Source organism: Pseudonocardia lacus (assembly GCF_018531445.1).
GTDB classification, from domain to species: domain Bacteria; phylum Actinomycetota; class Actinomycetes; order Mycobacteriales; family Pseudonocardiaceae; genus Pseudonocardia; species Pseudonocardia lacus.
Genome location: NZ_JAHDTH010000013.1, coordinates 15,798 through 30,540, shown reverse-complemented (window position 1 = coordinate 30,540; position 14,743 = coordinate 15,798). Strand labels below are relative to the sequence as shown.

The following is a 14,743-nucleotide window of genomic DNA, read 5'->3' as shown; positions in this document are numbered from 1 at the left end:
CGATCGAGGTAGCGCAGGCTGTACCCCCGCCCGTGGCCGGGCCGCCGCGGCGCCCTAGGGTCGATCACCGAGGAGGTGCGGATGCCGGCGCCCGGCCACGTGACGGCGGACCCCGCGCCGCCCGCCGCCCCCACCGGTGGCATCCGGCGGGCGACCAGGCGGGTCAGCCGCCGCACCCTCGTCGCGCTCGACCAGCTCGGCGCCGGGCTCGGCACCACGCTGCTGGCCCTGGTGACCCTGGTCGGGGTGGCCCTCGTGGCGGCCGGCTGCCTGCTGTGGGTCGGCCGGTTCCTGGTGCCCGCGGCGCTGCAGGCCCTGCGCCTGGCCGCCGACCGCGAGCGCGCGCGTCTGGCCCGCTACGGCCCGGAGATCGTCGGCCCGGGGCCGGTGCCGACCGGGCTGCGGGCCGCGGCCGCGGACCCCACGACCCGGCGCGAGCTGCTGTGGCTCGTCTCCCACGCGACGGTGGGGCTGCTGCTCAGCATCATCGCACTGACGCTCCCGCTGTCCGCCGTCACCGACGTCGTGTTCCCCCTCTTCTGGTACCTGCTGCCGCCCGAGGACGCCACCCCGACGCTGGTGCCCTGGACCGTGCGCGACTGGCCCACCGCGCTGGCCGTCGTCCCGTTCAGCCTGGTCTGGCTGGCGCTCACGGTGGCCCTGGCGCCGGTCATGGCCCGGCTGCAGTCGCGCCCCGGGTGGCGGCTGCTGCCCCCGGACCCGGAGACCGACCTGTCCGTGCGGGTCGCCCAGCTCACCGCCACCCGGGCCGCCGCACTGGACGCGCACGCCGTCGAGCTGCGCCGCATCGAGCGCTCGCTGCACGACGGCGCGCAGAACCGGCTGGTCGCCGTCACCGTCCTGGTCGGCGCCGCCCGCCGGGCCGTGGCCCGCGACCCGGCGCTGGCCGATGACGTGCTCGGGCGCGCCCAGGACGCCGCCGAGCAGGCGCTGGCCGAGCTCCGCACGGTCGTGCGCAGCATCCTGCCGCCGGTGCTGGCCGACCGCGGCCTGGAGGGCTCGCTCGCCGGGCTGGCCGCCGCCTGCCCGGTGCCCTGCCGGCTCGACGTCGACCTGCGCGCCGACACGGCCGGCCGGTGCGCCGCCTCCGTCGAGGCGACCACCTACTTCGTGGTGGCCGAGGCGCTGACCAACATCGCCAAGCACAGCGGCGCCCGGCACGCCGCGGTCGCGGTGACGCGCCGCGACGACCGGCTGCTCGTGCGCATCCACGACGACGGCGGGGGCGGTGCGGACGGCGCGGCGGGCTCCGGGCTGGCCGGCATCCGCCGCCGCGCCGAGGCGTTCGACGGCCGGTTCGCCCTGACCAGCCCGCCCGGCGGGCCGACGACCATCGAGGTGGAGCTGCCGTGCGGATCGTGATCGCCGAGGACGACCCGCTGCTGCGCGAGGGCCTCGCGCTGCTGCTGCGCGCCGAGGCGCTGGACGTCGTGGCCGCCGTCGACGGCCCGGACGCCTTCCTGGCCGCCGTCGACGAGCACCACCCGGACGTGGCCATCGTCGACGTCCGGATGCCGCCGACGCACACCGACGAGGGCATCGTCGCCGCCGTCGAGGCCCGCCGCCGCCGGCCCGACCTGGCCGTGCTGGTGCTGTCCGCCTACGTCGAGCAGGCGTTCGCCACCGAGCTGCTCACCCGGGGGGCGACCCGGCTGGGGTACCTGCTCAAGGAGCGGGTCGGTCGGGTGGAGCAGTTCCTCGATGCCCTGCACCGGGTCGTGGACGGGGGGACGGCCATCGACCCGGACGTCGTGGCGCAGCTGCTGACCCGCAACCACCCCGACAGCCGGCTCGACCGGCTCAGCCCGCGGGAGCGGGACGTGCTGGCGGTGATGGCGGAGGGGTTGGGCAACGCGGCCATCGCCGAGCGGCTGGTCGTGACGGAGGGGGCGGTGCACAAGCACATCCGCAGCATCTTCGGCAAGCTCGACCTGGCGCCCACCGACCGGACCGATCGTCGGGTGGCCGCGGTCCTGCACTACCTGGAGGACGCCGAGCGCCGGCGGTGACGCGGCCGCGGCCCGACCCGGTGGATCACTACGTCAGCACCGCCGGCTCCACACCCTGATCGGCCGTCGCCGTGCGGCGCTGTCCGAAGGTGTCGCGGTAGGCGGTGGGGCTGGCGCCGACGGCGCGGTGGAAGTGGCGGCGGAGGGTGGCGGCGCTGCCCAGGCCGCAGCGCGCGGCGATCTGCTCCACGGTGGCGTCCGTGCGCTCCAGCAGCTCCTGGGCCAGGGCCAGGCGCTGCTGGTGCAGCCAGTCCAGGGGGCGCACGCCGACCTCGGCGCGCATCCGGCGGGCGAGGTGGCGGCTGCTCAGGCCCGCGCGCGCGGCCAGGTCCTCGACGGTGAGGGGCTGGTCGAGGCGGGACCTGGCCCAGTCCAGGGCGGCCGCCAGGGCGTGGTCGGCGCGGGGGGTGCGCGGCGGGGCGACGAACTGGGCCTGCCCGCCGGGGCGCAGGCCGGGACCGACGAGCATGCGCACGAGCCCGTTGGCGGCCGCGGAGCCGAAATCGGTGCGCACGAGGTGCACGCACAGGTCGAGGGCCGCGGTCTTGCCCGCCGAGGTGAGCAGCCTGCCCTCGTCGACGAACAGCACGTCCGCCCGGACGTCGACCCGGGGGTGCCGGCGGGCGAGGTGCTCGGCGTGCATCCAGTGGGTGGCCGCGGCGCGCCCGTCCAGCAGGCCGGCGGCGGCCAGCACGAACGCCCCGGTGCACAGCGACACGATCCGCGCGCCCCGCTCGTACGCCTCGGTCAGCGCGGTGAGCAGCGCCGGGTCCGGTGGCCCGTCGAGATCGTCGGTCGAGGGGACGATGACCGTGTCGGCGGCGGCCAGCGCGGTGAGGTCGCCGGTGGGGGTGTCGGGCAGCCAGCGGGCGGGCGCGCCGTCGGACGTGCACGCGACCAGCTCGTACCAGTCGCCGGTCGGCGACAGCTCGGAGCGGTCGACGCCGAAGACCTCCGCGGCGATCGCCAGCTCGAACAGCATCGTGTGCTCGTGCACCGCGAGCGCGACCCTGTGCACGTCGGGGCCCTCAGCCGGTCTCGACCGGCAGCGCCGGGTCCGCCGTCCACTCCGAGAGCGACCCGTCGTAGACGGCCACCTCGGCCCCGCTGACCAGGAACGCGGCGAAGGCGGGCAGGGTCGCGGCGATCCCGCCGCCGCAGTAGGTCACCGAGCGCTGCGCGTCGAGGAGGCCGGCCTCGCGCAGCTTCTCCGCGAGCACCGGCACGTCCAGGAAGCGGCCGGTCCGCGGGTCGAGCAGCGTGACCAGGTGCAGGTTGCGGCTGCCCGGGATGCGCCCGCGACGCGAGTAGGGGGTCGTCTCCGCCTCGCCGCGGAAGGTGGCCGGGTCGAGGGCGTTGACCACGACACCGCCGCCCCCGGCGCTCAGCTCGCGCACCTCGTCGGTGCTGGCGACCAGGTGGGGGCGCGGGCGCGGGGTGAACGTCGCGGGCGGCACGTCCACCTCGCCGGACTCGACCGGGTGCCCCGCGGCCTTCCACGCCGCCAGCCCGCCGTCGAGCACCGAGACGGCGTCGTGGCCGAAGACCCGCAGCAGCCACCACAGCCGGGTGGCCCAGGCGCGGCCGCCGGTGTCGTAGGCGACGACGTGGGTGCCGTCGCCGATGCCCAGCGCCCCGGCCGCCGCGGCGAACCGCTCGGCCGAGGGCAGGGTGAAGGCGAAGCGGGCGTCCGGGTCGGAGAACGCACCGGGCAGGTCGGCGAACACCGCGCCCGGCACGTGCTCCGCCAGGTGGCCGTCGTGGCCCGGTGCCACGGAGTACGGCTCGCCGTCGGCGCCGAGGGACAGCCGGGTCGTGGCGTCGACCACCCGGACGTCCGCGGCGGGCGTGGCGAGCAGGGCGGCGAGGTCGTCGGCCGTGATCAGCGGGGGGATCGGCACGCCGTCGACGTTAGTGCGGCGGGGGCGACGGGGACTACCGTGCGCCCGGTGATCCTTTCGTCGGGCACCGAGCCGATCCGCTACGGCGGGATCGAGGCCGGCGGTACCAAGGTCGTGTGCCTGGTGGGCTCGTCCCCGGACGACGTCGTGGCCTCCACCCGCATCCCGACCCGCGACCCGGAGTCGACGCTCGCCGATGTCCTCGCGTTCTTCGCCGGGGCCCCCGCGCCCGCCGCGGTCGGCATCGCCTCGTTCGGGCCGGTGGAGCTGCGCCGCGAGCACCCCGACTACGGCCGCATCACCGCCAGCCCCAAGCCGGGCTGGCGCGACGTGGACCTGGTCGGGACCGTCCGCGCCGCGCTCGACGTGCCGGTCGGCTTCGACACCGACGTGGCCGGAGCGGCGCTGGGGGAGGGCCGCTGGGGCGCGGCGCGCGGCGTGGACACGTTCGTCTACCTGACGGTGGGCACCGGGATCGGGGCCGCCGCGGTGCTCGACGGGCGCCTGCCCACCGGGCTGGGGCACGCCGAGATGGGTCACATCAGCGTCCCGCGCCAGCCCGGCGACGACTTCCCCGGGCGCTGCCCCTTCCACGGCGACTGCCTGGAGGGGATGGCCGGCGGCCCGGCGGTCGCCGACCGGTTCGGTCGCCCCGCCGAGCAACTCGACGGCGAGGACCTGCGCCAGGCGCTGGAGTGGGAGGCCGGCTACCTCGCCGAGGGCGTGCGCACCATGGTCTACACGCTGTCCCCGCAGCGGGTGGTGGTGGGCGGCGGCATCGCCATGATGGCCGGGCTGCTCCCGCTGGTGCGCTCGCGGCTGGGCGAGGCCATGGGCGGCTACGGCGCGCTGGCCGAGCACGGCGCCGAGGACTTCGTCGTGCCGGCGGGCCTGGGTGGGATGGCCGGTCCGGCCGGGGCACTGGTGCTGGCCGAGCGGGCGCTCGCAGCGCCGCCCGCCCCCTGAGCCGGACTCCCGGTGGATGGCCCGGCTCACCGCCGCCGGACCGGCTCAGCCCGTGGGGCGGCCCGGCTGGAACACCGGCATCGTCGGGACCGCGGGCACGGCGCGCCGCTGCGCGGCGGGCGCGGGCTCCCGGAGGGGCACGTCGGCCGGGGCCACCGGCTCCGCCACCGACGTCGCCGGCTGCTCGGGGGAAGGCGTCGGCGAGGGGATCACGGCGGCCGGCATCGGCTCCGCCGCGGGCTTCGTGGTCGCAGGGGCGGTGGGCGGGGTGATCGCGCGGGCGCCGGGGATGCGGCACTGGTCGGTCAGGTCGTAGAGCCGGCCGGTGGCCAGGACCTCGAACCTCGTCGCGTGCAGGCGCTCGGCGACGTGCGGGGGCGCCTCGACGACCAGGCCGTCGTGCTCACCCCCGGTGAAGCGCACGATCTCGAGACGGTCGTTCATGGACACGCTCCTGACCGTAGGACGTCGGACGTCTCGCCGGGATGAGCACACAGCCCCGAGGGGCGATCCGGGGATGAGTGCCTCGTCACAGTCCGCAACGCTGTGACCGACCCGGGCCGCCACTCACCCACGGCGCAGGACCCGCAACGAGCCGGTCACCGAGGTCTCGGTGAAGCCGCCCTCGTCGAGCGCGGCCCGGTAGATCCGGTACGGGGCCTGGCCGCCGTCGGCGGGGTCGGGGAACACGTCGTGGATGACGAGCGTGCCGCCGGAGCGGACCAGCGGCGCCCACCCGCGGTAGTCGGCCTGGGCCGCCTCGTCGGTGTGGCCGCCGTCGACGAACAGGAAGTCGATCGGGTGGCGCCACCACCGGACCACCGCGGCCGAGCGGCCCACCACCGGGGTCACGACGTCCTCCAGCTGCGCGTCGGCCAGCGTGCGGCGCAGCACGGGCAGCGTGTCCAGCCGGCCGGTGCCGTCGACCAGGTCGGGGTCGTGGTACTCCCAGCCGACCTGGTGCTCCTCGGAGCCGCGGTGGTGGTCGACGGTGACCACGTGGCCGCCGGTGACCGCGGCCGCGTGGCCCAGGTACACCGTCGACTTGCCGCAGTAGGTGCCGATCTCCACGGCCAGCCCGCCGCTCCCGGCGGCACCCAGCGCGTCGACGGCGGCCGCGTGCAGAGCCAGGCCCTCCTCGACGGGCATGAAGCCGCGCACGCCGTCCACGACCGCGGCGAGGCGGGCCGGGAAGCCCCCGGTCAGCGCGGTCAGCGGGATGTCGGGCACCGGCACGTCCCCTCCAGCGTCGGGCTCATCGTCCCGGCCGGCAGGCCCTCGCCGCGGAACAGGCCGCTGCCGCCGGTGGTGCGCGAGAGCGCGTCCGCGGCGAGCACGACGGTGGCCGCGGTCCAGGTGCTGCGCTCGACCGGCCAGCGGGTGCCCTCGGGGAACACCGCTCCGGTCCAGTAGGAGCCGTCCGGGTCGCGCAGGTGCTGCATCGCGGCCAGCTGCGCGTGCGCCTGCGCGGTGAGCCCCGCGGCGTCGAGCGCGAGCGCGTACTCGCAGGTCTCCGCGCCGGTCACCCACGGCCGGTCGGAGACGCAGCGGATGCCCAGCCCGTCGACGACGAACTCGGCGCGGTGCGCGGCGAGCCGGGCCCGCGCCTCCGCGACCGGCAGGGCGCCGCCGAGGACCGGGTAGTACCAGTCCATCGAGTAGCGCGACTTGTCGGCGTAGCGCTCGGGGTGCTCGTCGAGGGAGTGGCGGACGCCGTCGGCGGCCAGCTCCAGCTCGGGCACGGCCTCGCCGACCACCTCGGCCAGACCGATGGCGCAGCGCAGGCTCAGGTGGATGCTGGCGTTGCCGGTGAGCAGCGCCTCGCGCCGGATGCTGCCGTCGGCGTCGCGGGCCCACCAGACCTGCCCGCCGGGAGCACGCAGCCCCAGCACGACGTCGATCCCGCGGCGCACCGTCGGCCACATCCGCTCGACGAAGCCGCGGTCGCCGAAGACCCGCCAGTGGTGCCACACGCCGGTGGCCGGGTAGGCGCAGAAGTTCGCGTCCGTGTAGTCGTCGACGACGGCGCCGCCGACGTACTTCGCCGCCCAGGACCCGTCCGGGCGCTGCGCCGTGCGGATCCACTCGAAGGCCCGGTCGGCCTGCTCGCGCAGCCCGGCGGCGCTCAGCGCCATGGCCGCCTGGACGTGGTCCCACGGGTCGGTCTGCCCGCCGGGGAACCAGGGCAGGGCCCCGCCGGGCTGCTGGACGGCGGCGATCGCGGCGGCGGTGCGCCGGCACTGCCGCTCGCTGAGCACCCCGGCGACGGCGGGCAGCCGGGTCACGGCGCCGCCACGGTGCCGGACGGCTGCGCGGCGCCGGACGACTGCGCGGCGCCGGACGACTGCGCGGTGTCGGACGACTGCGCGGTGACCGGTTTGACGAAGTACAGCGCCACGCTCTTGCCGATGAGCGGGTTGAGCGCGCGCTCCAGGCCGCGGGTGAGCGCAGGCGCCTTGAGCATGTCCCAGACCAGCAGCTTGTGGTACGCGTTGACGGCCGGGTGCGACTCGCGGTTCGGGCCCACCGCGCACTTGAGCCACCAGTACGGCGAGTGCAGGGCGTGCGCGTGGTGGCGGTGGGTCAGCCGCACGCCCGCCCGCTGCACCTTCGCGGCCAGCTCGTCGGCGCGGTAGATGCGGATGTGGCCGCCCTCGTTGGCGTGGTACTCGTCGGAGAGCGCCCAGCAGATCCGCTCGGGCAGCCAGCGCGGCACCGTGACGCCGAGGGTGCCGCCGGGGGCGAGCACCCGCACCAGCTCGGCGATGGCCCGCTCGTCCTGCGGGACGTGCTCCAGGATCTCCGAGGCCAGCACGCAGTCGAACCAGCCGTCGGGGTAGGGCAGGGCCAGCGCGTCGCCGACCTGCACGCGACCCTCGCCGCCGGGCGGGACCTCGCCCGCGGCGGCGAGCGCGCCGAACCACTCGGCCACCTTGTCGAGCTCGGCGGCGTCCTGGTCGAACGCCACGACGTCGGCCCCGCGGCGCAGCGCCTCGAACGAGTGCCGGCCGGCCCCGGCGCCCACGTCGATGAACCGGGTGCGCCGCCCGACGCGCAGCCGGTCGAAGTCGACGGTCAGCACGGGCGCCCCGTCGCGGCGACGGCCTCGCGGTAGGCGTCCTCGGTGGCCCGGGCGACGGCGGTCCAGCTGAACCGCTCGCTCGCCCGCGCCCGCCCGGCGGCACCGAGCCGGTCGCGCTCCGCGGTCGAGCCGAGCACCCGCGCCAGCGCCGCGGTGAGCGCGTCGATGTCGCCCGGCGGGACCAGCAGCCCGCAGCCGTCGTCCGGGCCGACGACCTCGGGCAGCGCCCCGGCGCGGCTGGCCACCACCGGCGTGCCGCAGGCCATGGCCTCCACCGTCGGCAGCGAGAACCCCTCGTACCGCGAGGGCACGCACATGACCTCGGCCGAGGCCAGCAGCGCGGCCAGCTCGGCGTCGGTGAGGCCGCTGCGTACGTGCACGCAGTCGCCGATGCCCAGCGCGGCGATCCGCCGCTCGGTCGGGCCGTCCGGGGTGAGCGTGCTGACCAGGTGCAGTTCGACGTCGCGGTCGGCGCGCAGCTTCGCCACCGCGTCCAGCAGGTGGTCGATCCCCTTGAGCGGGTGATCGGCGCTGGCCACCGCGACGATCCGGCCGGGCGCGCGCGGCCCGGCCGGCGCGAACAGGTCGACGTCCACGCCCAGCGGCACGACCCGGATGCGGGCCGGGTCGACGCGGAAGTCCTGGACGGTGTCGGCGGCCGCGGCTTCGGAGACCCCGACGATCACCGGCAGCCGGCGCGCGACCCGGGCCTGCATCGGCACGAACCCGTACCAGCGGGCCAGCGGCAGCTTCTTGCGCCGGGGCGCGGCGGCCACCGCGATGCGGCGGTCGCGGCTGATCGGGTGGTGGATCGTGGCCACGACGGGGAAGCCGCGCCGGCGCAGGGACAGCAGCCCGTAGCCGAGGGACTGATTGTCGTGCACGACGTCGAAGTCGTCGACCCGGTCGCGCAGCAGGCGGGCGATGCGGGCGCCGAACGCCAGTGGCTCGGCGAAGCACCCGGAGGCGGTGGTGAGGTATTCGAGCACGTCGGCGGCCGAACGCAGCTCGCGCAGCGGCGGCAGCCGGGGGGCGTCGGGCCGACCGAACACGTCCAGGCTGGGCACCCGGGTCAGCCGCACGCGTGGGTCCAGCCCCTCGGGGTAGGGCTGGCCGGAGAACACTTCGACGTGGTGGCCGAGCTCGGCCAGGCCGCGGCTGAGCTGCCGCACGTACACGCCCTGGCCGCCGGAGTGGTTCTTGCTGCGGTAGGACAGCAACGCGATGCGCACGAAGGTCGGACTCCCGTCGGCACCAGCGGTGATACTGGAATTCAGTTCTACTGGACGGTGACGCTACCAGCGGGTAATCACCTGTCAAGATCCTCCGCGATGGAGCCCCGCGCCGCCGCCGATCGGGCGGTGACGGTGGTCACCAGGCAGCGGTCGTGCGACGTCCGGCTACCGGGCCACGGCGCGCGCGGCCTCGCTCAGCCGCTCCCACGCCGGACCGAGCGCGGAGTCGGGCAGGTGGGAGTGCTCGCGCTCGTAGAGCAGGCCGAAGGTGAAGCCGTTGGTGCCCTCGGCGTGGGCCGCGGCGCCGAGCTCGCGCAGCACCGGGAGCGCGACGATCGCGTCCTGGTGGTCGCCGAGCAGCTCCTGGACCTGCCTGGTGCGCGAGATCAGGGTGCGGGCCGGCTTGCCGAGCACCGGCGCGGCCGCCTCGGTGGCGTAGCGCAGGCGCTTGGCGGCCTTGCGGGCGTCGTGCAACTCGGTGTCGCGCTCCGCGCCCAGGGCCAGCTCCTCGGCGCCGCGGACGTGGTCGGCGACGCGGCGGTGGTTGCGGCGCACGATCCGCCCGAGGCCCTCGCGCGCGGGCTCGTCGGCCGCGCCGGTCAGCGGGGGCTCGGCGAGCAGCGCGTCGATCGCGGCGAGCAGGGCCAGGTAGCGCTCACCGTCCAGGGCGGCGACCAGCTCGTCGTGGGCGGTGGCTCGGCGGCCGGCGAAGTACCGGGTCACCTGGGCGCGCACCGGTCCCAGGACGAGCTCGTCGGGGACCCCGTCGAGGGCGTCGGTGATGCGCGCCTCCAGCACCTCGAGGTCGCGGGAGGCGCCCAGCACGGCGGCCAGCCACTTCAGCTCGTCGCCCAGCTCGCGCGTCCGGTCGCGGTCGACGACCCGCCCGTACGCCTGCAGGGCGCTGCGCATGCGCCGGGTGGCCACCCGCATCTGGTGCACGGCGTCGGGCAGGTCGCGGCGCACGGCGGGGTCGTAGGCCCGGATCACGGCCCCCTGCTCGTGCAGGTAGGCCAGCACGACGTCGCCCAGGGTGGAGCGGCGCCGCAGCCGCGGGGGGCGCACGGGCGCCGGCACCCGGTCGCCCAGCACGCGGGCCAGCTTGGACGGTGCCCGCGACCGGCGGATGCCGGCCTTGCGCAGCCGCTTCTCCAGGCGGTCGAGCAGCGCGTCGTCGCCGTGCTCGGCCAGCTCGACCTCGGCCTCGCGCCAGCTGGTCGAGCCGGTGCTCGCGCCCAGGGTGCGGGCGGTGACCCGGTCGTCGACGACCTCGACCAGCCCGCGGCCCGCGTCGTCGGTGAGCCGCCACTGCCGGCGCACGGTGGTCAGCTCGGCGACGGCCAGCAGCTCCCGGCCGCGGGTGAAGGCCCGGGTCAGCGCGACGAGCTCGGCCGGGGGCTGCGGGTTGCGGCGGTTGGCCTCGCCGCGGGCGAACCCGACCCGGACCTCGTCGCGGCTGTCCGGACCGGCCGGCAGCTTGAGGTGCCAGCCGCGGTCGGTGCCGCCACGGCGGCGGCGCAGGGTGATCCCGGCCGCGGCGAGATCGAGGTCGGCGGTGTCGAAGTACACCGCTTCGAGGAGGTGCTCCTCGGGCTCGTCGGCGTGGTGCAGGCCGGGGACGTCGGACCAGCGCGGCAGCTCGGTGCCCTCGTCGAGGTCGTACTTCCGCTCGGTCTCACGCACAGTGGTCGCCACCGGTCCTGCGTACCCGACCACGACCGGTGGCCGCCAGGTCGGCCGCGGGTGAATCGCCCGCGCTTTCGCCGGTCAGGTCGTTGCCCGCGGTGTTGCCCGCCCGGTGTTGCCCGGTGTTGCCCGTGCAGTGGGAAGAGCCGTTGCCCGCCGGCGCGGACCCGGGCACGGTCGGCACCGGGGGTGGTCGTGTGACCGACGGGCTGCGGCGCCTGCTCGACGAGGCGGCGATCAAGGAGGTGCACCTGCGCTACTGCCGGGCGGTGGACCGGATGGACTGGGACCTGCTGAGGTCCTGCTACCACCCGGAGGCCGTGGACGACCACGGCTCGTTCGTCGGCGGGGTGGAGGAGTTCGTGGCCTGGCTGGCCCGGATGCTGCCGCTGCTCGCCTCGACCACGCACTTCACCGCCAACCAGCTCGTCGAGGTCGACGGCGACCGGGCGTGGATGGAGTCCTACACGCGCGCCTACCACCGGATCGCGGCCACCGCCGAGGCCCCGGCCGCCGACTACGTCCTCAACCTGCGCTACGTCGACCAGCTGGAGAGGCGCGACGGGCGGTGGCGGGTCCTGGAGCGGGTGGTGGTGCACGACTCCGAGCGGTTCGACCCGGTGGCCGGGGCGCCGGTGGAGCCGGGTGCGAACGGGCGGCCGGGGGCGCGGGACCGCACCGACCCGTCCTACCGGCGCCCGCTGCCGTGACCTGACGCCCCGGTCGACCCGGGCCGGGTCGGCGTGTACCGTCGATATTGGGCATCCGCACAAGGCGAACGCCCAATATCGGGAGGCGCGCATGGCCACCGCTGCGGAGAAGGGCGAGCAGGTCCGCCGCCGACTGCGCCGTGCGGCGGTCGAACTGATCGCCGAGACCGGCTGGCGGGCGGTGACCACCCGCGGTGTCGCCGAGCGGGCGGGCGTCGGCGCCGGCCTGGTGCACTACCACTTCCCCTCGGTCGAGGCGCTGCTGCGCGAGGCCGCGCTCGGGCTGATGCGCGAGGTGGCCGAGCGGGCCGCCGAGCCGATGGAGCGGGCCGCCGACGCCGACGAGGGGCTGCGGCTGCTGCTCGGGGCGCTGGACGCGCACACCGGTACCGACCCGGTCTCGCTGGTGTTCCTGGAGACCTACCTCGCCGCGGCGCGCGACGCCGACCTCGGGGCCCGGGTCGGGGCCGTCATCGCCGAGTTCCGCGGACGCACCGCCCGCTGGCTGCGCCGGTGCGGCACGGCGGAGCCGGAGCGCACGGCGGCGGTGCTGGCCGGCGCCGTCGACGGGCTGCTGCTGCACCGGGCCCTCGACCCGGCGCTGACCGCCGCCGCGGTCGGGCCGGTGCTGCACCGCGTGGTCGGAGCGGGTCCGTCCGCGCCCACGGAAGGAGGACGGGGATGAAGGTCGTGATCTGCGGGGCCGGGATCGCGGGGCTGGCGGCCGCCGGACGGTTCGCCGCGCGCGGGGACGACGTCGTCGTGCTGGAGCGCGCCCCCGGCCCGCGCCCGCAGGGCTACATGATCGATTTCTTCGGGCCGGGCCACCGCGCGGCCGCGCTCACCGGCCTGCTGCCCGCGGTGCGCGAGCGCGGCTACCGCGTCAGCGAGGCGGCCTACCTCGACGCCGCGGGGCGGCGCCGGGCCGGGCTGCCGTTCGCCAAGTTCGCCGCGGCCCAGGGCGCCGAGCTGGTCAGCATCATGCGCCCGGACCTGGAGGCCGTGCTGGCCGAGCACCTGCCCGACCGGGTCGACGTGCGCTACGGCAGCGCGGTCTCCGCCGTCGAGGACGGCGACGACGGGGCCCGGGTCGTCCTGGGCGACGGCACCGCGGTCGAGGCCGACCTGGTGGTCGGCGCGGACGGCATCCACTCGGCAGCGCGGCGCCGGATCGTCGGGCCGGACCGGGGGCTGGTGCGCCACCTGGGGTTCCACACGGCGGCGTTCACCGTCGACGACCCGGGGATTCACGCCGCGGTGCGGGATCGGTTCTGCATGACCGACACCGTCGACCGGATGGTGGGCATGTACGGCCTGCGCGACGGGCGGGTCGCGGTCTTCACCGTGCACCGCAGCACCGACCCGACACCGCCGGCCGACCCGCGCGCCGCCGTGCGCGCCGAGTACGGATCACTGGGCTGGGTCGTCCCGCGGGTGCTCGAACTCTGCCCGCCCGCGCCGCGGATGTATTACGACACCGTCGCGCAGGTCGTGGCCCCGCACTGGAGGGGCAGGCGGGTGGTGCTGGTGGGCGACGCGGCGCACGCGGTGTCGCTGCTGGCCGGGCAGGGCGCGTCGCTGGCGGTGGCCGGCGCCCTCGTGCTCGCCGACCGGCTCGACGCGGCCGGCACGGTGGCCGCGGGCCTGGCCGACTACGAGGCGCGGTGGCGGCCGGTGGTGACCGAGGTCCAGGCCGACGCGCGGCGGGGGATGCGGTGGTTCCTGCCGCGGACGCCCGGCCGGCTGCGGCTGCGGCGCCTGGCGCTGCGGCTGGCGGTGCTCCCCGCGGTGAACCGGCTCGTCGCCGGGGCGGTCGCGGGCTCCCCGGTCGACCTCGACGCCGTTCTGGCCGATCGGACCGCGATGGCGGCGCCGGCGCGCACGTAGGCTCGGGCGGTGATGCGGCGCGGCACCCACGGCGAGCTCGTACTGGAGTCGACCGCGGCGTGGGTGAGCGTCGCGGCGGCGTTCGCCTCCATGGCCGCCGTCTTCGGGGTCGCCTACAGCTTCGGGGCGTTCTTCGCGCCGATGGCCGCGGAGTTCGGCACCGGCAGCGGGGCGACCTCGCTCGTCTTCTCGATCACCGCGTTCTGCTGGTTCCTGCTCGGCTCGGTCAGCGGGCGCGCGGTGGACCGGTTCGGTCCGCGCCCGGTGCTGCTCGTCGGCGCGGCCGCGCTGGCCGCCGGGCTGCTGGTGACGTCGGCGGCGCAGCAGCTGTGGGTCGGCTACCTGGCCTACGGCCTGGGCGTCGGGATCGCCGTGGCGTGCGGGTACGTGCCGATGGTCGCGGTGGTCAGCGGCTGGTTCGACCGCCGCCGCGCGCTCGCGGTCGGCATCGCCGTGGCCGGGATCGGCGTGGGCACCCTGGCCGGGTCGCCGCTGGCGGCGGCGCTGATCGCCGAGCACGGCTGGCGGCGGGCGCACGTGCTGCTCGGCGTGGGCGCGGCGCTGCTGCTCGTGGTCGTGGCGTTCGCCGTGCGCCGCCCGCCCCAGCCCGTCGGCGAGCCGCCGCGGGCGCTGCGCGAGGTGGCTCGCACGCGGGAGTTCCGCGCGATGTACGCCGCGACGCTGCTGGGGTCGGTCGCGCTGTTCGTGCCGCTGGTGTTCCTGCCGACGGCCGCCGCGGCGGCCGGCGCCGGCCCGGTCGCCGCGGCGGCGCTGATCGGGGTGATCGGCGTGGCCAGCGTGGCCGGCCGGCTGGTGATCGGCGCACTGGCCGACCGGGTCGGGCGCGTGCGGACGTTCCGGGCGTGCTTCGCGGTGCTCGGGGCGAGCTTCGCGATCTGGCTGCTCGCGCCGTCGTGGCCGTGGCTGCTGGTGTTCGCGGTCGTGCTCGGCACCGGCTACGGCGGTTGGATCGCGCTGCAACCGACCGTGCTCGCGGAGCTGTTCGGGGTGCGCGGCATCGGCGCGCTCGTCGGGCTGGTCTACACGGCGGCCGGCGTGGGCGCGCTGATCGGGCCGCCGCTGGCCGGCGTCGTCGTGGACGCCACCGGCGGGTTCGGCTGGGCGGTCGCGGGTGCGGGGGTGTTCGGTCTGGCCGCGTACGCCGCACTGCTGGCGCTCCCCGCGCGCCCCGCAGCCCCGGCACCCGGCTGACGCGCGCACGGGCCGTCGCAGTGGGGGCGGTGGG

General features: G+C 76.7%; 15 protein-coding genes. 7 read left to right on the top strand and 8 right to left on the bottom strand.

The window, feature by feature from the left end:
• The first annotated feature begins 81 nt into the window (after positions 1-81).
• Complete coding sequence (locus tag KIK08_RS04860) at positions 82-1,383, top strand: sensor histidine kinase (RefSeq protein WP_214401771.1); 1,302 nt, start codon at positions 82-84, stop codon at positions 1,381-1,383.
• Positions 1,371-2,030, top strand: coding sequence for a response regulator (locus tag KIK08_RS04855; protein WP_214401770.1), 660 nt, complete (start codon positions 1,371-1,373; stop codon positions 2,028-2,030). Before KIK08_RS04860 ends, KIK08_RS04855 begins: the two co-directional genes overlap by 13 nt.
• Positions 2,031-2,058: 28 nt before the next feature.
• Here the strand turns inward: KIK08_RS04855 and KIK08_RS04850 are convergent, their stop codons facing one another.
• On the bottom strand, positions 2,059-3,048 hold the full coding sequence (locus KIK08_RS04850) for a GlxA family transcriptional regulator (protein ID WP_214401769.1): 990 nt from the start codon (positions 3,046-3,048) through the stop codon (positions 2,059-2,061).
• A 10-nt stretch (positions 3,049-3,058) separates the two neighbouring features.
• Positions 3,059-3,931 carry a sulfurtransferase gene (locus KIK08_RS04845; protein ID WP_214401768.1) on the bottom strand — a complete coding sequence of 291 codons (873 nt, stop codon included), beginning with the start codon at positions 3,929-3,931 and terminating at the stop codon, positions 3,059-3,061.
• Positions 3,932-3,979: 48 nt separating this feature from the next.
• Here KIK08_RS04845 and KIK08_RS04840 point away from each other — a divergent pair, with 48 nt between their 5' ends.
• Complete coding sequence (locus tag KIK08_RS04840; protein ID WP_214401767.1) at positions 3,980-4,897, top strand: ROK family protein; 918 nt, start codon at positions 3,980-3,982, stop codon at positions 4,895-4,897.
• A 45-nt stretch (positions 4,898-4,942) separates the two neighbouring features.
• Here KIK08_RS04840 and KIK08_RS04835 read toward each other — a convergent pair whose 3' ends face one another.
• The 6 genes from KIK08_RS04835 to KIK08_RS41500 all read right to left on the bottom strand — a co-directional run bounded on the left by KIK08_RS04835 (position 4,943) and on the right by KIK08_RS41500 (position 10,909).
• Entirely contained in the window at positions 4,943-5,341 is a 399-nt protein-coding gene (locus KIK08_RS04835; RefSeq protein ID WP_214401766.1) for a hypothetical protein, read from the bottom strand.
• Between the two features lie 123 nt (positions 5,342-5,464).
• A complete protein-coding gene (locus KIK08_RS04830) occupies positions 5,465-6,133 on the bottom strand; it encodes a class I SAM-dependent methyltransferase (RefSeq protein ID WP_308257396.1) in 669 nt (222 codons plus the stop codon).
• Complete coding sequence (locus KIK08_RS04825) at positions 6,109-7,182, bottom strand: prenyltransferase/squalene oxidase repeat-containing protein (protein WP_214401765.1); 1,074 nt, start codon at positions 7,180-7,182, stop codon at positions 6,109-6,111. Before KIK08_RS04825 ends, KIK08_RS04830 begins: the two co-directional genes overlap by 25 nt.
• Positions 7,179-7,979, bottom strand: a complete 801-nt coding sequence (locus tag KIK08_RS04820) for a class I SAM-dependent methyltransferase (protein ID WP_214401764.1) — start codon at positions 7,977-7,979, stop codon at positions 7,179-7,181. Before KIK08_RS04820 ends, KIK08_RS04825 begins: the two co-directional genes overlap by 4 nt.
• Positions 7,973-9,211, bottom strand: a complete 1,239-nt coding sequence (locus tag KIK08_RS04815) for a glycosyltransferase family 4 protein (RefSeq protein ID WP_214401763.1) — start codon at positions 9,209-9,211, stop codon at positions 7,973-7,975. Before KIK08_RS04815 ends, KIK08_RS04820 begins: the two co-directional genes overlap by 7 nt.
• 168 nt (positions 9,212-9,379) lie before the next feature.
• A complete protein-coding gene (locus KIK08_RS41500) occupies positions 9,380-10,909 on the bottom strand; it encodes a CYTH and CHAD domain-containing protein (RefSeq protein WP_214401762.1) in 1,530 nt (509 codons plus the stop codon).
• Positions 10,910-11,097: 188 nt separating this feature from the next.
• Between KIK08_RS41500 and KIK08_RS04805 the strand changes: the two genes are divergently transcribed.
• From KIK08_RS04805 to KIK08_RS04790, 4 genes are all read left to right on the top strand, one after another.
• Entirely contained in the window at positions 11,098-11,610 is a 513-nt protein-coding gene (locus KIK08_RS04805) for a nuclear transport factor 2 family protein (protein ID WP_214401761.1), read from the top strand.
• 91 nt (positions 11,611-11,701) lie between these two features.
• Complete coding sequence (locus KIK08_RS04800; protein ID WP_214401760.1) at positions 11,702-12,295, top strand: TetR/AcrR family transcriptional regulator; 594 nt, start codon at positions 11,702-11,704, stop codon at positions 12,293-12,295.
• Positions 12,292-13,497, top strand: a complete 1,206-nt coding sequence (locus tag KIK08_RS04795; protein ID WP_214401759.1) for an FAD-dependent monooxygenase — start codon at positions 12,292-12,294, stop codon at positions 13,495-13,497. The genes KIK08_RS04800 and KIK08_RS04795 overlap by 4 nt, the downstream gene beginning before the upstream one ends.
• A gap of 12 nt (positions 13,498-13,509) precedes the next feature.
• On the top strand, positions 13,510-14,709 hold the full coding sequence (locus KIK08_RS04790; protein WP_250556321.1) for an MFS transporter: 1,200 nt from the start codon (positions 13,510-13,512) through the stop codon (positions 14,707-14,709).
• Positions 14,710-14,743 lie beyond the last annotated feature (34 nt).